Here is a 16,562-nt window from a genome sequence, read left to right on the forward strand (position 1 = left end):
CTTGTTTTTTATTACTTATTGTCCTGCACCTGTGAGCGGTTGTGCGTCTTTTGCTTCCGCCGGTAATGTGATCTCGTCGATCTCATTGAATTTCGAGAACGTCGACTCATTCTTCATATTGAATTCGGTCTCTTTTTCAATCGCAAACACCATGTCCATGTCGAGAGACTTCGGATAGAACGTCTTCGCGTCATATGTCATTTTGTAGTTCATCTTTTTATAATCGATGCTATCCATCGCGTCTTTCATCTGCGCCATCTGTCCTGTCTGTTCGAGTGAATCCTTCATGAAGGCTTTCAGATCGTCACCACTTAACTTAACGTCGATCTGATAGACGTCGCCCTCTTTTTTCGCTGTCCAATTATCTTTGTATTTCTTTAGGAGCTGTAGGTTTTGTTCCGTTGATGCCGATGATTCCATCGCTTCAACCATTTCGCCTAATTCCGAAACATCTTGAACGATCCATTGTCCGTTTTGTGAGAGATACATTTTATCGTCAACGATATAACTCTCAATCGTCACGTCTTTCCCGTCTTCAGGATTTTTCATCGTCATCGTCTGCTTCATCGCGAGCGGCTTTTGAATGATGTCAGCTGAAACTTTCTGATCCATCGCCATCTCACCTGCTTTAGAGCTGACCGTTCCTTCCATATGGAACGATTTGATGTCCTCTTGAGCGGCTGTCGCTTTCTTTAATAGCTCTGTGTTCGAGAGTTCCCCCGACTTCGTCGAACCCGATCCGCTACCACTACCTGAATCCGTCTGTCCATCTTGGCATCCGGCAAGTCCAATGGATGCTGCGACAATCCCGGCTGCTACCCACCTTGTTTTCTTCATATTCATTTCCTCCTTTATACGCGTTACCCTGATTTACGAAAAACATTGGAAAATGTTTCAAACTTTCTTTAGTAGACCATTACCGTTCTACTTAAAATTGAATCCTCAAATTTCAAATCTACAATTCTTTTTTTGAAATTTGGTTCAGTGTTCGTGAGATTCCCGCAAAAAAACGAGGCTGACTCAAAAAAAGAATGACGCGTCTTTTCACGCCCTTTCCTCAGGCGAGACACAAGCCAGTTTTCCTGCTTCATTCAAGCAGGAAAGCGGGTCTTGTTTATCTCTGACAGCGCATAAATGCGCTTGTTCCTGTAGGAGTGGCGTGTGACGCGTCATTCTTTTTGTTACGAGATAAGGATGGCAGATCATCATTCTGCCACCCTTATCTTTGTAGAGACTGACTTTTGAGTCAGCCCCGTTTCTGATTTGTTAGATCGTCCGTAAAAGATTCGCCATCTCAATCGCAGAAACCGCAGCTTCATAGCCTTTGTTCCCAGCTTTCGTACCGGCACGTTCGACTGCTTGCTCGATTGAATCCGTCGTCAGGACACCGAAGATGATCGGTACGCCTGTGTCGCGCGACGCACTCGCGACACCTTTCGCGACTTCGTTACAGACGTAATCATAGTGTGACGTCGCTCCACGGATGACGGCGCCAAGCGTGATGACTGCGTCATACTTGCCGCTTTTCGCTAACTTTTCCGCGACGAGTGGAATTTCGAATGCTCCTGGAACCCACGCCGTATCGACAGCATCCGCTGCGACACCGTGACGACGGAAAGCGTCGTTTGCTCCTCCGACGAGTTTTGAAGTGATCAATTCGTTAAAACGTGCAGCGACGATTGCGACGCGTAGTCCTTCTCCTGTTAAGAAACCTTCGTAGATCATGATGTGTGTCCTCCTTGGATGTCGAGCCAGTGCCCGAGTTTCGTTTGTTTTGTTTTCAGATAACGTTGATTTTCAGGTTCAGCCGGTACTTGATGGGGCACGCGTTCGATGACTTCGATGCCTTCTTGTTCGAGCACCCGTTGTTTGTCCGGATTGTTCGTCATCAAGCGGATCTTCGTCACGCCGAGATCGCGCAACATGTTCGCTGCGACCGTATAATCACGCATGTCCGTCGGATAACCGAGTGCATGGTTCGCTTCGACCGTATCGAGTCCTTGTTCCTGTAACTCATACGCTTTTAACTTCGCCATCAGACCGATGCCGCGTCCTTCCTGACGTAAATACAAGACGGCTCCCCCTTCTTGTTCAATCCGCTCGAGTGCCGCATCGAGTTGCGGTCCACAATCGCAACGCTTCGAACCGAAGACGTCCCCTGTCAGGCATTCCGAGTGTAGACGGACGAGCATTCCGTCGTGCGCTTCACCGGATAAGACAGCGACATGTTCTTTCTTATCTTGTGTCGTATAGCCAATCATCCGAAAGGCTCCGAACGTCGTCGGAAGCAACACTTCCGCCTCCCGCTTCAACGGTCGCTCAAGATACGCGACGAGTGCTTCGATCGTAATCAGTTTTAAATCATGTTCTTCCTTATAGAGAAGTAGATCATCGACCCGTGCCATCGTGCCGTCTTCCTTAATGATTTCACAGATGACGGCGATCTCATCGCTACCGGCAAGACGGGCAAGATCGACACCCGCTTCCGTATGTCCACGTCGCTCCCGGACACCGCCCTCTTTTGCGATCAATGGGAAGATGTGACCCGGTCGTTTGAAACGTTCCGGTCCATCCGTCAGCATCCGCTGAATCGTTAGCGACCGTTCCTCAGCACTGATGCCGGTCTTTGCCTCTTCATGATCGATGCTGAGCGTAAATGCCGTTCCATGTGGATCTGTATTATTCGCTGTCATCGGAGCAAGTTCGAGTCGCTGTGCGATCCGCGGACTGACTGGTACACAGACGAGTCCTTTTCCGTATGTGATCATGAAGTTGATGTTTTCCGGTGTCGCATGTTCTGCGAGCATGACGAGATCGCCCTCATTCTCACGATCCTCGTCATCGCAGACGATGATCGGTCGTCCGTTCTTCAAATCTTCTATCGCGTCTTCAATCAAGTCGAATCCGTTCATTACATGTCGCCTCCTAAGAATGCTGCCCAGTCCGTCTGCTTCTCATGCTGCGTGAAATGATAGAGATGTTTTGCCATCATGTCACACTCGATATTGACGACTGCGCCGCTTGCCAATCGATCAAACGTCGTCACTTGACGTGAGTGCGGAATCAATGAAATCGAGATCGTTTCCGGCGTGACGCGTTGCAACGTCAGGCTCGTACCGTTGATTGCGATCGAGCCTTTCGGAATACAATACTTTTGCCACGATCCGACATCAAACGTATAGACCATCGCTTCTCCATCCGGTCGCCGACTGATCAGCCGCGCTGTTCCGTCGATATGTCCACTGACGAAATGACCGCCGAAGCGACCATCTGCCGGCATCGCCCGTTCGAGTTGCAATGGGCTTCCGACGCGGTACGTGCCGAGGGCTGTTGACCGGATCGTGTCATGGACGGCATCTGCTGTGAAACTAGTCGGACTCATCGACGTGACCGTCAAACAAATCCCGTCGACGGCGATGCTATCACCGATCTTCGTTCCTTCGAGTACCTGGTGCGCCTCAATTTCAAGCGCTAACCCGTTTGGTCGCGGTATCTTTCGTTTTAAGGTTCCGACTTCTTCAATCAATCCGGTGAACATGTCGTCTCCTCCTTTCGGATGTACGTCAGATGGAGATCCGGTCCGACCGTCTCAACCTGGTCGATTTGAAAACGATCTTCGATATCGTGTTGACTATTCCACGCATCGCCTTCAAAAATCGATGGGGCTTGGTAGACTTCGATTCGGTCAACAAGATCTGCCTCAAGGAAAGCGGCTTGAATCGTCGGTCCACCTTCGATCAAAACACTACGGATATCTTGTTCGTATAAGCGTTTCAAAATCGCTTCCGGCGTCTCATACTCACCAACGAGGACCGTCACTTGATCATGACTAACCCGTGGAACACTCGTCAGCCAGTAGGTCGGATTTTTACCATCGCGGAAGACTTGTGCTGTCTCCGGAACCCGACCACGACGATCGACGATTACCCGAATCGGCTCGATGCCTGACGATGCGCGTAACGTCAGTGCCGGATCATCGACGAGGACCGTCTCACTGCCGACGAGGATTGCATCGTGGCGTCCACGCAGGGCACGACCGTTCGCGCGTGCTTCTTCTGACGTGATCCAGCGCTGTTCACCTGTCGCCGCGATCCCGTTCATCGTCTGAGCGATCTTGACGGTCACGGTCGGGCGTTTTCGTTCGATCGTCTTCCAGAATTCCGTGTAGAGGGCTTCTGCCTCATGCCGTAACAAGCCGACCTCGACTTCGACTCCCGCGTCCTGTAGACGTTTGATTCCGGAACCAGCGACGATTGCATGTTTGTCTTCCGTTGCGACGAAGACTCGTTTGATTCCCGCTTGTAGAATCGCTTCCGTGCATGGTGGCGTCTTGCCGTGATGATTGCATGGCTCGAGCGTCACGTAAAGATCGGCACCACGGGCGGCTTCCCCTGCCATCCGTAAGGCTTCGACTTCTGCGTGCGGACCACCGGCAAACCGGTGCGCACCGAAGCCGATGATGCGTCCTTGTTTGACGATGACACAGCCGACACTTGGATTCGGACTTGTTTGTCCGTGTAACATTTGTGCTAATTGCATGGCATAACTCATCATCTGTGACATCGCGTTCACTCCTTTCAAATGAAAAAAGACGCCCCTTGAAAAAGGGGCGTCTGTATAGAAGGGTTCACGAAATACACGGTTCGCTTCCTGCATTTTTTCATGCAGAAAGAGACCATCTCCTGAAAACATTTTTTCAGAAAACGGCTTGAATCGTGTCGTTTCGTTCTTCTCCCATCCGGACTTTACCGTCGGCCCTGGAATCTCACCAAGTCAGCCATGATGCGTACATCACAGGTCGCGGGCTCGTCGATCAATCGATCGCATCACCGCCGGTTGGGATTTTCACCCTACCCCGAAGAACTGGATTATTGAGTTATACAATTTTAGCCTAGCATATCTTTTTCAAGAAAACAAAGCGCAAATGCTTCTGTCTTGTCTCTTTTTTGATTTCGCTCCAGTTCTGTCACCCATCACCAATTCGTGATCAACCGCATCTCAAAAACGACCGGAGCACTTGATAGCAGTGCATCCAGTCGTCGTTTTCCGCTTATAAATATCCGTTCTTCCGATCGTGGAATTCTTGAGCGATCGCCCCGCGCGTCCGTTCATCAGCGAGGACGCGAAGCGCTGTCCGAGCGAGGATTTTCGCCCCCGTGATCAATGCTTCATCTCCAGCTTCTGAACGAGCCGCTTCTTTGAATGCTTCCGTATGCGCGACGAGATCGTCCGGACCAATCTTGATATACGGATGGATCGTCGGAATGACTTGACTGATGTTACCGGCATCCGTCGAACCAAGACCCGGTCGTTCATCTAAGTAGACCTTTTCACCAAGCGCCTCTGCTTCTTCTTGGAACAGACGGTCGAACGTCCGGTTGAAGACGAGGTTATCGACTTCATTTTGGAAGGCGATGACATCGAGCGTCGCCCCAGTCGCGAGTGCCGCGCCTTGGGCGACGGCTTTGACTTTTTCCGTGACGGCATTTAATCGTTCCCGTGTCGTTGCCCGGATGAAGAAACGTGCTTTTGCGTATTCCGGGATGATGTTCGGCGCATCGCCTCCATGCGTGATGATCCCGTGGATCCGGACATCGTCTGGTAACTGCTGACGTAACGCATTGATTCCATTGAAGAGTTGAATGACAGCGTCGAGGGCGTTGATGCCTTCTTCCGGTGACGCCGCTGCGTGTGCCGGACGACCCGTAAAGGCAAAGTCGAGCGGATCGACCGCAAGGGAAGAACCCGTGATCCGTGTTTGACCCGACGGATGGACCATCAAGGCTGCATCGATCCCTTCCAGCAACTGATGTTTGACGAAACTGCCTTTCGCACTACCGTTCGGTCCACCTTCCTCGGCCGGCGTTCCAAGCACGACGACACTCCCGCCGACTTCATCGAGTACTTTACTGAGCGCGATCGCCGCTGCGACGCTCGTCGTGCCGATGATATTATGACCGCACGCGTGACCAATACCCGGCAACGCATCGTATTCAGCAAGAAAGGCAATCGTTGCGCCTGGTCGGTCGCTCGATTTCTTCGCGAAGAACGCGGTATCGTGCCCCGCGACGCCGAGTTCTACTGTAAAACCTTCCGCTGTTAGACGCTCCGCATGGAGCCGCGAAGCAAAGAATTCCTCGTTCCCGATTTCCGGCGTTGCATGAATCCGATGACTTGTCTCAAGATACGATTCCCGTTTTTGTTCGATGTCCTGTTCAATCGTCTCTACCCATGTCGTGCGTACTGGTGTCGTCATACTATCCACTCTCCTTTTGAAATTATTCGCCGATATCGCTCAGTGGAACGAACGTCGGGATCGTACTGCCTTTATATTCTTTTTTGATGAAGGCCGCGACATCTTTTTGTTGATACAGCGATGCGATTTTTTTCAGTTCTTTTTTGTTCTTGTCTTCCGTCCGTGTCGCGATGATGTTGATGTATGGTTGTGCTGTCTCGTTCTCATGGACGATCGAGTCCTTGATCGGGTTGAAGCCAGCGTCAACGGCAATGCCATTGTTGATGATTGATGCCGCGACGTCCGGTAAGACGCGTGGCGTTTGCCCGGCGATGATCGGAACGATTTTCAGCTTTTTCGGATTCTCGACGATCTTATCGACCGAACCGTTGCCATCGAAGTCGTCCGGTAGCTTGATCAGACCTGCTTCTTGCAGTAACAAGAGGGCACGTCCCATGTTCGTCGCTTCGTTTGGAACAGCGATTTTTCCGCCATTTGGAATGTCTTTGACGTCCTTGTATTTATCCGAGTAGATCCCCATCGGTGCGATGACAGTCGTCGCAATCGGCGATAGCTTCAAGTTATGTTCTTTCTTGAAAGCGTTGAAGTAGGAAATCGTCTGGAAAGCATTGGCGTCGATCTCACCCTCAGCCAGTGCCATGTTCGGCTGGACATAATCGGAGAACTTGACGAGTTCGATTTTGATGCCTTCCTTCTCTGCTTTTTTCGCGACATAATCCCAAACTTGTGTGTCTGAACCGCTGACACCGAGCTTGATCGTCTTTTCGTCTTCTCCTGATGCTGCGCACCCGGCAAATAAAATCGTCGTGAGTGTTGCTCCAATTGCTACTGCTTTTTTCATGGCTGAATCGCTCCCTTGATTAATGTCTTCTAATTTTTCGTGCGACGATGTTGCCTGTCGTCTGTAAGCCTTGGACTAAGATGACGAGAATCCCGACCGTGATGATCATGACTTTCGTGTCGAATCGTTGATAACCATAGGTGATCGCTAAGTCACCGAGACCACCGCCTCCAATCGCACCTGCCATCGCTGACGCCCCGATCAAGCCGACCGTCGCGATCGTTAAGTTCAGGATGAGTGAACCGAGTGCTTCCGGTAGGAGGAAGCGGAAAATCGTTTGAAACGGTGTTGCGCCCATCGCTTCTGCTGCTTCAAGAACGCCTTTATCGACTTCGAGTAAAGAACTCTCGATCAGACGCGCCATGTACGGTGCAGCGTAAAAGACGAGCGGGACGATTGCGGCTTCGGTTCCGATCGACGTCTGGACGATCAACCGTGTCAACGGGATGATCGCGACGAGTAAGATGATGAACGGAATCGAGCGGAAAATATTGACGATACTGTTGAAGAACGTGAACAGCGGGACATTTTCAAGCAATGCGCCTTTTCGCGTGACTACAAGCAGGATCCCGAGTGGTAAACCGATCAATGTCGAGAATAAGAGCGAAACGGATACCATCGTCATCGTCTGTAAAAATGCTGTCCAGATATCACTGTAGTTAACTAGCATGGGCAAGTACCTCCTCGACCGTCACCTGTGCCTGATCGATGTAGTGTAACGCTCGTTTTACTTCAGCCGGCTCACCGATCAGTTCAACGAGCAGAGTGCCAAACGGTGTCTCCTGCAACTCCGTGATGCTACCGTGCAAGATGTTGACATCGACGTCAAAGCGTTTCGCGACTTGTGACAAGAGCGGCTGCCCGGTGTGATGTCCGAGGAAATGAATCTTATAGATCGGATTCGCATTCCGGGACTCGATCAACTGGCGAATCGATGCTGGAATCTCGTCGTGCATGACGGAGCGAACGAAGTTTTTCGCTGTCTCGGTCTTTGGATTCGAAAAGACGTCGAAGACCGTTCCTGACTCGATCAACTTTCCAGCTTCGATGACGGCGACCCGGTCACAAATTTCACGAATGACGCCCATCTCGTGGGTGATCAAGAGAATCGTGATCCCGTACTCCGCATTGATACGTTTTAATAACTGGAGAATATGATGGGTCGTTTGGGGATCGAGTGCTGACGTCGCTTCGTCACATAAGAGGACGGAAGGTTGCGTCGCGAGTGCCCGGGCGATACCAACGCGCTGTTTCTGCCCACCCGACAATTGATCCGGATAATGATCCGCCTTGTCAGCGAGATCGACGAATTCGAGTAACTCCGTCACCCGGCGGCGAATTTCGTCTTTCTTGACGCCTGCGAGAACGAGTGGTTTCGCGACATTCGTAAAGACCGTGTTCGCATTCAATAGATTGAAGTGCTGAAAAATCATCCCGATCCGTTGTTTTGCATGGCGCAATTTTTTTGGAGACAGTTGCGTTAAATCTTCTCCATCGACCGTCACCGTTCCTGACGTCGGTCGTTCTAATAGATTGACACAGCGGAGCAGTGAACTTTTTCCGGCACCGCTAAAGCCGATGACACCAAAGATTTCGCCTTTTTCGATCGTCAGGTCGACACCGTCGAGCGCTGCGATCGTCTGATCTTTCGTGACGTACGTTTTTTTGACTTGATGAAATGCGATCATTCCGTTTTCCCCCTTCATTCAACAAAAAAGGTCCCTTCTTGAGAAACAAGAAGAGACCTGGATCCGCACAGTGGCAGAATCCACTCCACTCATCTCTCAGACATCTGTCTGATGGAATTGGCACAGTGCTCATAATGAGTCTGTTGCCGAGGTTTCGTAGGGCCAGTCCCTCCACCTCTCTGGATAAGTATTGCGGTATGAAATTCGTATGTGTGTTGTTGCGTTGTTGCTTATGTCGTAAAACTAATTTTTACATTACGGGTCGAAACTTTAAAAGTCAACCAACTTTGCAAAAATAATCCATTTGTCGCATATCGATGGATGAACAAGTTATGAGTTAGCTTACTCAACGGATCATGATTCGTCAAGAAAGATTTGACAAGTCATTTTTGGTCGTGCTACCATCGTTTCAATGATTATTCCGACAATTCCAATATGATATTTATCAAGAGTGAACGAGAGACCTGGCTCTATGACTTCACGGCAACCTGCAATCTGTAAGGTGCTCCGACCAGCAAAGCGCGGCTTTGGATGATACGGTGAAAAACTCGTGGGCGTCCAAGCAGTGACGTCGACGAGTTTTTTTCATGAATGGAGGAAAAATAGTAATGATGAACTATCCTGTATTGACTGGTGCTGAAGCGTTTTATTTTCAAGGGGGATCGATCGGCATTCTAATCTGTCATGGTTTTAATGCCACTCCGCAAAGTGTCCGCGACGTCGGTGAAGCATTCGCTGCTGAAGGTTTTACCGTCTATGCCCCGCGCTTACGTGGACATGGAACGAACGTCCGCGAGTTTGAACAATCGACTGCTCGATGTTGGAAGCAAAGCCTGAAAGACGGCTATGAACGTTTACAAGAAACATGCGATCAAGTCTTCGTCATCGGTCAATCGATGGGTGCGACGCTTGCACTGTCACTCGCCGCTGACGGCATTCCGTTCGCCGGCATCATTACGATCAATGCCGCACTCTCCGTTCCATCCTATGAAGCACTTTCGTTCGAGGACGGTCCAGAGTATTTACCAGAAGGCGCACCGGACATCAAACGGTCTGCTTTCGAAATCATCTATGACCTCGTTCCAAGTCGTTGTGCGTTCGAACTCGTCCGTCTGATGGATGAGACGAAAGGACGCCTCGGATCGATCCTTCTGCCGACATTAATTCTCTACTCGGCGACCGATCACGTCGTTCCGCCGTCGAGCTCGGATTATCTGCATCAGCACATCGGAACGAATGATAAACGAAGCTACTGTTTACTGAACTCGTACCACGTCGCGACCCTCGATCATGATCAGGATTTGATCGTTCGTGAGACGATCCGTTTTATCGAACGCTCAAGCCGGTTCTCACAGGAAACGGGATAATAAAAAAACAGCTATTCACTTAGAAGCGAATAGCTGTTACATCAAAGGACGACCGCGACCGGTTCGTCTTTTTTAATTTTCTTGGTGCTGCACCGATTGGAGCGGCTTCGGTTTTCCAGGCACCTCATGGCAATGGCGGCACCGTGGCTCATACGATTCTGAAGCGCCGACTAGAATGATCGGATCATCGTAGTTCGCTGGTTTTCCATCAATCAACCGTTGTGTTCGGGAAGCCGGATCACCACATGAAAGACAGATGGCTTGCAGCTTCGTCACGAATTCTGCGCGCGCCAGTAATTCCGGCATCTTGCCGAATGGCTCTGCCCGGAAATCTTGATCAAGACCCGCACAAATGACACGTTTTCCGTCTTGTGCGAGTGCTTCGATGACTTGTACGATCTCATCATCAAAGAATTGAACTTCATCGATTCCAACGATTTGTGTTTCCTCCGCTACTGCTGCGTAGAGATCACGACTCGTCGCCATCGGAATCGCCACGACGGAGTTGCCGATATGAGAGACGACATGCTCTTCATGGTACCGGTCGTCGATTGCCGGCTTGAATACTTGAACGGGCAGTTTGCCGTACTGCGCCCGTCTGACACGACGAATCAACTCTTCCGATTTCCCGGAAAACATACTGCCACAAATTACTTCGATCCAGCCGTACTGATTTATTACATGCATCATCGTCCGACACCGTCCTCTAAAAATAGTCACTTTAACGAGTATAGCCCGAAACGGTATCGAGAAAAAGGGTTGACTTCCGGAAATCAAAATTCATTTTTTCTTTACCTAGAATTTTTGTCCTTTCATTCCAACCGTCCCCTATTTCCTGTACACTGAAGAAGAAGACTCTCACGAAAGAAGGTGTCCCCGATTCATCATCTCTTACATGACATCCTGCACCAATATGGTGCCCTTGGTCTCTCCGTCCTTCTCGCAGGTGGTATCGTGGGATTGCCGGTTCCTGATGAGACCCTGCTCGTCCTGTCCGGTTTTTGGATGCATCAAGGCAATCTACCACTCGTCGGTACGATTCTCGCCGCTTACGCCGGCAGTTGTATCGGGATGACGATCAGCTATTTACTCGGATTAAAACTCGGTATGCCACTATTACACCGCGTCGGACCGAAAATGCGTATCTCAGAAAAACATATTCTTTCCGCTGAAGCCGGATTTCGTCGTTACGGGAAATCGGTCTTGATCATCGGTTACTACATACCTGGTCTCCGCCAACTCTCCGCCTTTTTTGCAGGTGTCTCGAAAATGCCGTTTCGCGTGTTTGCGAGTTATGCGTATACAGGTGCGTTGATTTGGATCAGCGTGTTCTTAGGCGCCGGCTACTTCGTCGGTCGTCATCTCTCGTTCCACAAAGTCATGGACTATATCTTGGCACATCCGGAAGTCATGCCGTATTTAATCGGGATTGCCGGTGGAATCGCCTTCTCCTTCGTCTTGAAGACGTATCTCGCGTATCGTTCACAATTCAGTCTATACAAAAACAGCCTGCTTCCATAATGGAGGCAGGCTGTTTTTTTAAGAACCAACAAGTGATTACTTGCGGCCGTATTTTTTGTTGAAGCGATCGACACGACCATCTGCCGCATTGAACTTTTGACGACCTGTGTAGAATGGGTGCGAGTCTGAAGACACATCCACACGGATGAGTGGGTACTCGTTACCATCTTCCCAAGTGATCGTTTCGTTCGAAGAACGAGTAGAACCGCTTAAGAATTTGTACTCAGTCGTTGAATCCATAAATACTACTTTGTTGTAGTTAGGGTGAATTCCTTGTTTCATGGTTGATTTCTCTCCTTCCGCCCTGGTTCATTTGCTGAGCCAGAGTAAGTTACCTTCCTATACTAAACGATTTTTTTACGCGTCGCAATAGTTATTTTTCCGTCGTCGTTTCCTTCTTGACGGTACGCGGTTTAGCCGGTGCGCGTCGGACCGTCTTCTTCTTTTCTTTCTCGAGTTCAACGAAAAATTCTTCATTATTTTTCGTATCGCGAATCTTACGCAGGAACGTATCGACGAACTCGTTCGACTCATTCATCGTCCGGCGAATCGTCCAAAGCGCATCGAGTTGCTCTTTCGGAAGCAACAGTTCTTCCTTCCGTGTACCGGACTTCCGAATGTCGATCGCTGGGAAGATCCGACGCTCTGACAGCTTACGATCAAGATGCAACTCCATGTTGCCCGTCCCTTTGAATTCCTCATAGATGACGTCATCCATGCGCGATCCTGTCTCAACGAGAGCTGTCGCAAGAATCGTCAAACTACCACCGTGTTCGATGTTTCGCGCTGCCCCAAAGAATCGTTTTGGCTTATGGAACGCAGCCGGGTCGATCCCCCCTGAGAGCGTCCGACCGCTTTGCGGTACCGTTAAGTTATAGGCCCGTGTTAGACGTGTGATCGAATCCATCAAGATGACGACATCCTTCTTGTGTTCGACGAGTCGCATCGCCCGCTCGAGGACAAGCTCAGAAATCCGGACGTGGTTGTCTGGTGTTTCGTCAAACGTCGAGCTGACAACGTCTGCTCCCGGAACCGAGCGCTCAATATCTGTTACTTCCTCAGGTCGCTCATCAATCAAGAGAATGATCAGTTCGACATCCGGATGATTCTCCTGAATCGAATTTGCGATTTCTTTGAGGAGTGATGTCTTCCCTGCTTTTGGTGGTGCGACGATCAAACCACGTTGACCAAACCCAACCGGTGCGATCATATCCATGACACGAACGGATAGATGGCGTGGTTCTGTCTCAAGTCGCATTAGACGATCCGGATAGATCGGTGTCAGTGCCGGGAAGAATAGACGGTTACGGGCTGTATCCGGTGCTTCACCGTTGACGGCTTCCACGCTAAGTAATCCTTGGAACCGTTCGTTTTCCTTCGGCGGACGGACTTTACCTGTGACGACATCACCATTACGTAGATTAAAGCGTCGGATTTGAGATGCTGCGATATAAATATCTTCAGAGGATTGGGAATAATTGATAGGACGAAGGAAGCCAAAGCCACCATCGTTTTGCATTTGTGGATTGCCAGGGATGACTTCGAGTACCCCTTCGAGGAAATAAAGACCAGTCGATTCAGCCTGTGCTTTTAAAATCTTGAACATCAACTCGCGTTTACGGGCTTCCCGGTATTGTGGGACATTCTTCGTCTTTGCGATTTCATAGAGTTCTTTTAATGTCAGTTGGCTCAATTGAGCCAGTGTATAGGAGCGTTCTGGTTTATCTTTTTTATCAGTTGTTGGCATGTTCTTCACCTATTCTTTATAAATTCAACTGCATTCAGCATACTTCCATACATACATCAGGAGGTATGTAATTTTATTCGTGAACTAAAGGTATCATATTTTTTTTAATTCGTCGTCAACAATCCTCTGCGTTTCTTACTTTGTAATATTCAAGGATATTATTTCAGTTATGTTACAAAAGCATCTGTTTTGTCTTCTAACTGAAAAAACGTTTTCAAGTGTGCTCGTGCTAAGATATTCCTGCAGACAAAATTCTTACACAGTTGTAAGGTAGACTGCTTAATCACACACTTAATGATTTCATCATATAACTTACGGACGCAACACACTACATTTAAACGGAGGAATTCTTAACATGAAACGTTTTCTAGCATCGATCGCGACGGCAGCCTTAGTGGTTTCAGGTTTTACATCAGTGGGTACAGGTAAAGTTGAAGCAGCGACAGTCACGAAAGTCAAGATCACGGACAACGGTCTTCGTGTTCGGACAGCACCTTCTACGAAAGCAAGCATCGTCGGGAAAGTCAACGCTGGTCAAGTCTTTACATACAAAGGCAAATCAGGCAGCTGGACAAAAATCTCATACGGCGGTAAAACACGCTATGTCTACTCACAGTACACAAAGACATACAAATCATCTTCTAGCGCTAAAAAATCAACGAGCTCTTCTTCTAAACGGACGAAAATCCTGAGCGAAGCAGCAAAACATAAAGGTACACCTTATGTATGGGGCGGAACGACGACTCGTGGATTCGACTGCTCTGGTTTCACAAGCTACGTGTACAAGAAAGCGGCTGGTAAAACATTGCCACGTACGTCTTCTTCACAATATTCTTCTTCTAAGAAAGTCAGTGTTTCAAAAGTACAACCAGGAGATCTTGTCTTCTTCTCACACGGTAGCGGCATTCAGCACGTTGGGATCGCAACAAGCAAGTCAAGCATGGTCAACTCAGAAACAGGTGGCGTTAAATACTCAAGCTTCAAATCAGGGTACTGGGGTTCACGCCTTGTCGGCGCAGGATCTTACCTATAATTCATCATCTCAAAGCGGTTGAGCATTGGCTCGATCGCTTTTTTTCATCTCATTCATAAGGAGGAAATAGGATGCATGTCTTAATCACAGGTGCTTCAAGAGGTCTTGGTCGTGAATTCGCTTATCTGCATGCACGACAAGGGGATCACGTCCTGCTCGTCGGACGCGATGCGACAGCACTCTTCGAAACGAAGTTCCATGTCGAGCGACTCGGGGGAACGGCAACCGTCTTTCCGTATGACTTAACGAAGCGGACGCATCGTCTGGCACTGTTTCGGGCAACGGAACACATTCCGGTCGACTGCGTCATCAACAATGCTGGAATCGGCGTTTTCGGTTCCTTCCTTGAGACCTCGTTTGAAGACGAGTCTCGAATGATTGCTTTAAACATCGAGGCATTGACGCATGTGACGAAGGTCTATGCCTCACGTATGAAGGCACGCGGAATCAAAGGACGTATCGTCCATCTCGCGTCAACGGCTGCATTTGAAGGCGGACCATGGCTGAGTGTCTATTACGCGACGAAAGCCTATGTCCTTCATTTCTCGGAAGGCTTGACAGAAGAGCTCGCAGAAGACGGGATTCAAGTCAGCGTTGTCTGCCCAGGTGCGACACATACCGGTTTCGAATCGGCAGCAAATCTTGAACAGTCACGCTTGTTCTTGCGACCTGGTGTCATGGATGCTCCGACGGTTGCGCGCATCGCCTACCGCGGCTATATGAAGGGGAAAACGTTCATCGTTCCTGGCTTCGGGAATGCCTGGTATATCTTTTCGACGCGTTTTCTACCGCGTCGGTACGTCACCCGACAAGCAGGAGAAGTCCAGCGTCCGCGGTAATCGTCAAATAACGATTCATTTATCACTCAACGTTCATATCCTCACTTTCCTCAGGCGGGAGGTAAGCCGCGACATCTCGCAGCTTATGCGAAATGCCGGGTCTTCCCTTACCCTGACGGAAACGTTAGCACGTTTCCTTTTCCTGTAGGAGTTGAGGACGAACGTCTTGATTCCTAGAAACACATCAAAAAAGAGTTGGCATTCCGGAGATCATCCGCAACGCCAACTCTTTTTGTGTGGATTCAGACGTCCTGTTTGAGGAGTCGTCCTGTTTTACTTAATGACAAGCTTCGGTTTCTTCTTGAACGAGTGAATCCCCTCGACAAAACGAACCGTTCCTGATTTCGCACGCATGACGACAGAGTGTGTCTGACCGCCTTGCGCCGTGAACTGGACACCTTTCATCAATTCGCTGTCCGTGACGCCTGTCGCAGCAAAGATACAGTCGTCTCCTGCTACGAGATCGTCCATCATGAGGATCTTCGACGGATCTTCGATACCCATCTTCTTACAACGCTCGATCTCAGCATCGTCTGCCGGTAACAAGCGTCCTTGGAGTTCACCACCGAGACATTTCAAAGCAACGGCAGCAAGAACGCCTTCCGGTGCACCACCTGAACCGAGCAAGATATCAATCCCTGTATGCGGGAACGCCGTATTAATCGCACCAGCAACGTCACCGTCACCAATCAAGCGAATCCGTGCCCCTGTTGCCCGAATCCGTTGAATGATTTCTTCGTGACGTTCACGATCCAGGATCGAGACGACGACGTCTTCGATTTCTTTGTTCTTCGCTTTCGCGACTGCTGCGATGTTTTCTTCGATCGTCGCATCCAGACTGATGTGTCCTGCCGCTTCCGGACCAACCGCGATCTTATCCATGTACATGTCCGGTGCATGGAGTAAATCTCCTGCATCCGCGACCGCGAGGACAGCAAGTGCGCCCCATGTTCCTTTTGCGACGATGTTCGTTCCTTCAAGCGGATCGACGGCGACGTCGAGTCGTGGTCCATACCCATTTCCTAGCTTTTCTCCAATGTAAAGCATCGGTGCTTCATCCATCTCGCCTTCCCCGATGACGACGGTTCCTTTCATCGGAATCGTATCGAAGACGTCACGCATAGCGCTTGTTGCCGCATCATCCGCTTCGTTCTTCAATCCTTTTCCCATCCAACGCGCAGAGGCAAGCGCTGCTGCCTCCGTGACGCGTACAAGTTCCATTGATAGACTTCTCTCCATGTGTATGTCCCCTCTCCCTTGTTACAAATCG

17 protein-coding genes and 3 riboswitches are annotated in these 16,562 nt (G+C 49.6%); of the genes, 4 read left to right on the forward strand and 13 right to left on the reverse strand.

Annotated features, from left to right (window positions below; all coding sequences use genetic code 11):
- Positions 1-15: 15 nt before the first annotated feature.
- The 9 genes from KNQ11_RS11040 to KNQ11_RS11080 form a co-directional block, all read right to left on the reverse strand.
- On the reverse strand, positions 16-837 hold the full coding sequence (locus tag KNQ11_RS11040) for a DUF6612 family protein (RefSeq protein ID WP_064299228.1): 822 nt from the start codon (positions 835-837) through the stop codon (positions 16-18).
- Positions 838-1,266: 429 nt separating this feature from the next.
- Complete coding sequence (gene ribH / locus KNQ11_RS11045; protein WP_035395821.1) at positions 1,267-1,725, reverse strand: 6,7-dimethyl-8-ribityllumazine synthase; 459 nt, start codon at positions 1,723-1,725, stop codon at positions 1,267-1,269.
- A complete protein-coding gene (gene ribA, locus KNQ11_RS11050; protein ID WP_214724185.1) occupies positions 1,722-2,912 on the reverse strand; it encodes a GTP cyclohydrolase II in 1,191 nt (396 codons plus the stop codon). The genes ribH and ribA overlap by 4 nt, the downstream gene beginning before the upstream one ends.
- A complete protein-coding gene (ribE, locus tag KNQ11_RS11055) occupies positions 2,912-3,538 on the reverse strand; it encodes a riboflavin synthase (protein WP_214771736.1) in 627 nt (208 codons plus the stop codon). The genes ribA and ribE overlap by 1 nt, the downstream gene beginning before the upstream one ends.
- Positions 3,523-4,563 (reverse strand): bifunctional diaminohydroxyphosphoribosylaminopyrimidine deaminase/5-amino-6-(5-phosphoribosylamino)uracil reductase RibD, encoded by a 1,041-nt coding sequence (gene ribD, locus KNQ11_RS11060; protein WP_214771739.1) that lies wholly within the window; start codon positions 4,561-4,563, stop codon positions 3,523-3,525. Before ribD ends, ribE begins: the two co-directional genes overlap by 16 nt.
- 159 nt (positions 4,564-4,722) lie before the next feature.
- Positions 4,723-4,867, reverse strand: a riboswitch (FMN riboswitch).
- 183 nt (positions 4,868-5,050) lie between these two features.
- The gene (locus KNQ11_RS11065; RefSeq protein ID WP_214771742.1) at positions 5,051-6,256 is read right to left on the reverse strand and encodes a M20 family metallopeptidase; all 1,206 of its coding nucleotides are present in this window, start codon (positions 6,254-6,256) and stop codon (positions 5,051-5,053) included.
- 22 nt (positions 6,257-6,278) lie between these two features.
- The gene (locus KNQ11_RS11070) at positions 6,279-7,097 is read right to left on the reverse strand and encodes a MetQ/NlpA family ABC transporter substrate-binding protein (protein ID WP_214771744.1); all 819 of its coding nucleotides are present in this window, start codon (positions 7,095-7,097) and stop codon (positions 6,279-6,281) included.
- A 19-nt stretch (positions 7,098-7,116) separates the two neighbouring features.
- Positions 7,117-7,767: a methionine ABC transporter permease gene (locus KNQ11_RS11075; protein WP_023469541.1), complete on the reverse strand. Its 651-nt coding sequence runs from the start codon at positions 7,765-7,767 to the stop codon at positions 7,117-7,119.
- A complete protein-coding gene (locus KNQ11_RS11080) occupies positions 7,757-8,785 on the reverse strand; it encodes a methionine ABC transporter ATP-binding protein (RefSeq protein WP_214771747.1) in 1,029 nt (342 codons plus the stop codon). The genes KNQ11_RS11075 and KNQ11_RS11080 overlap by 11 nt, the downstream gene beginning before the upstream one ends.
- Before the next feature lie 86 nt (positions 8,786-8,871).
- Positions 8,872-8,975, reverse strand: a riboswitch (SAM riboswitch).
- A 249-nt stretch (positions 8,976-9,224) separates the two neighbouring features.
- Positions 9,225-9,326: riboswitch (SAM riboswitch) on the forward strand.
- 67 nt (positions 9,327-9,393) lie between these two features.
- Here KNQ11_RS11080 and KNQ11_RS11085 point away from each other — a divergent pair.
- Entirely contained in the window at positions 9,394-10,152 is a 759-nt protein-coding gene (locus KNQ11_RS11085; protein WP_244290067.1) for an alpha/beta hydrolase, read from the forward strand.
- Between the two features lie 72 nt (positions 10,153-10,224).
- Here the strand turns inward: KNQ11_RS11085 and KNQ11_RS11090 are convergent, their stop codons facing one another.
- The gene (locus tag KNQ11_RS11090; protein ID WP_029342777.1) at positions 10,225-10,839 is read right to left on the reverse strand and encodes a thymidine kinase; all 615 of its coding nucleotides are present in this window, start codon (positions 10,837-10,839) and stop codon (positions 10,225-10,227) included.
- Positions 10,840-11,022: 183 nt separating this feature from the next.
- Here KNQ11_RS11090 and KNQ11_RS11095 point away from each other — a divergent pair, with 183 nt between their 5' ends.
- On the forward strand, positions 11,023-11,673 hold the full coding sequence (locus tag KNQ11_RS11095; RefSeq protein WP_050676976.1) for a DedA family protein: 651 nt from the start codon (positions 11,023-11,025) through the stop codon (positions 11,671-11,673).
- Positions 11,674-11,709: 36 nt separating this feature from the next.
- Here KNQ11_RS11095 and KNQ11_RS11100 read toward each other — a convergent pair whose 3' ends face one another.
- Together KNQ11_RS11100 and rho are read right to left on the reverse strand one after the other, a co-directional pair.
- Positions 11,710-11,955, reverse strand: a complete 246-nt coding sequence (locus KNQ11_RS11100; RefSeq protein WP_023469546.1) for a type B 50S ribosomal protein L31 — start codon at positions 11,953-11,955, stop codon at positions 11,710-11,712.
- Positions 11,956-12,046: 91 nt separating this feature from the next.
- Positions 12,047-13,420, reverse strand: a complete 1,374-nt coding sequence (gene rho / locus KNQ11_RS11105; protein ID WP_214771749.1) for a transcription termination factor Rho — start codon at positions 13,418-13,420, stop codon at positions 12,047-12,049.
- A gap of 355 nt (positions 13,421-13,775) precedes the next feature.
- On the opposite strand from rho, the gene KNQ11_RS11110 reads away from it, so the two are divergent.
- Together KNQ11_RS11110 and KNQ11_RS11115 are read left to right on the forward strand one after the other, a co-directional pair.
- Positions 13,776-14,453, forward strand: coding sequence for a C40 family peptidase (locus KNQ11_RS11110; RefSeq protein ID WP_029342780.1), 678 nt, complete (start codon positions 13,776-13,778; stop codon positions 14,451-14,453).
- A 71-nt stretch (positions 14,454-14,524) separates the two neighbouring features.
- The gene (locus KNQ11_RS11115) at positions 14,525-15,292 is read left to right on the forward strand and encodes an SDR family NAD(P)-dependent oxidoreductase (protein WP_133207851.1); all 768 of its coding nucleotides are present in this window, start codon (positions 14,525-14,527) and stop codon (positions 15,290-15,292) included.
- A gap of 273 nt (positions 15,293-15,565) precedes the next feature.
- Here KNQ11_RS11115 and glpX read toward each other — a convergent pair whose 3' ends face one another.
- Positions 15,566-16,531 (reverse strand): class II fructose-bisphosphatase, encoded by a 966-nt coding sequence (gene glpX / locus KNQ11_RS11120; RefSeq protein ID WP_035410722.1) that lies wholly within the window; start codon positions 16,529-16,531, stop codon positions 15,566-15,568.
- Positions 16,532-16,562: the final 31 nt, after the last annotated feature.

It is taken from the genome of Exiguobacterium sp. s39 (genome assembly GCF_018618925.1).
GTDB classification, from domain to species: domain Bacteria; phylum Bacillota; class Bacilli; order Exiguobacteriales; family Exiguobacteriaceae; genus Exiguobacterium_A; species Exiguobacterium_A abrahamii.

Bases quoted from the DNA above. Each gene is read 5' to 3' on its own strand.
- KNQ11_RS11040 (WP_064299228.1), bottom strand. From the start codon at position 837: ATGAAGAAAACAAGGTGGGTAGCAGCCGGGATTGTCGCAGCATCCATT.
- ribH (WP_035395821.1), bottom strand. From the start codon at position 1,725: ATGATCTACGAAGGTTTCTTAACAGGAGAAGGACTACGCGTCGCAATC.
- ribA (WP_214724185.1), bottom strand. From the start codon at position 2,912: ATGAACGGATTCGACTTGATTGAAGACGCGATAGAAGATTTGAAGAAC.
- ribE (WP_214771736.1), bottom strand. From the start codon at position 3,538: ATGTTCACCGGATTGATTGAAGAAGTCGGAACCTTAAAACGAAAGATA.
- ribD (WP_214771739.1), bottom strand. From the start codon at position 4,563: ATGTCACAGATGATGAGTTATGCCATGCAATTAGCACAAATGTTACAC.
- KNQ11_RS11065 (WP_214771742.1), bottom strand. From the start codon at position 6,256: ATGACGACACCAGTACGCACGACATGGGTAGAGACGATTGAACAGGAC.
- KNQ11_RS11070 (WP_214771744.1), bottom strand. From the start codon at position 7,097: ATGAAAAAAGCAGTAGCAATTGGAGCAACACTCACGACGATTTTATTT.
- KNQ11_RS11075 (WP_023469541.1), bottom strand. From the start codon at position 7,767: ATGCTAGTTAACTACAGTGATATCTGGACAGCATTTTTACAGACGATG.
- KNQ11_RS11080 (WP_214771747.1), bottom strand. From the start codon at position 8,785: ATGATCGCATTTCATCAAGTCAAAAAAACGTACGTCACGAAAGATCAG.
- KNQ11_RS11085 (WP_244290067.1), top strand. From the start codon at position 9,394: ATGATGAACTATCCTGTATTGACTGGTGCTGAAGCGTTTTATTTTCAA.
- KNQ11_RS11090 (WP_029342777.1), bottom strand. From the start codon at position 10,839: ATGCATGTAATAAATCAGTACGGCTGGATCGAAGTAATTTGTGGCAGT.
- KNQ11_RS11100 (WP_023469546.1), bottom strand. From the start codon at position 11,955: ATGAAACAAGGAATTCACCCTAACTACAACAAAGTAGTATTTATGGAT.
- rho (WP_214771749.1), bottom strand. From the start codon at position 13,420: ATGCCAACAACTGATAAAAAAGATAAACCAGAACGCTCCTATACACTG.
- KNQ11_RS11110 (WP_029342780.1), top strand. From the start codon at position 13,776: ATGAAACGTTTTCTAGCATCGATCGCGACGGCAGCCTTAGTGGTTTCA.
- KNQ11_RS11115 (WP_133207851.1), top strand. From the start codon at position 14,525: ATGCATGTCTTAATCACAGGTGCTTCAAGAGGTCTTGGTCGTGAATTC.
- glpX (WP_035410722.1), bottom strand. From the start codon at position 16,531: ATGGAGAGAAGTCTATCAATGGAACTTGTACGCGTCACGGAGGCAGCA.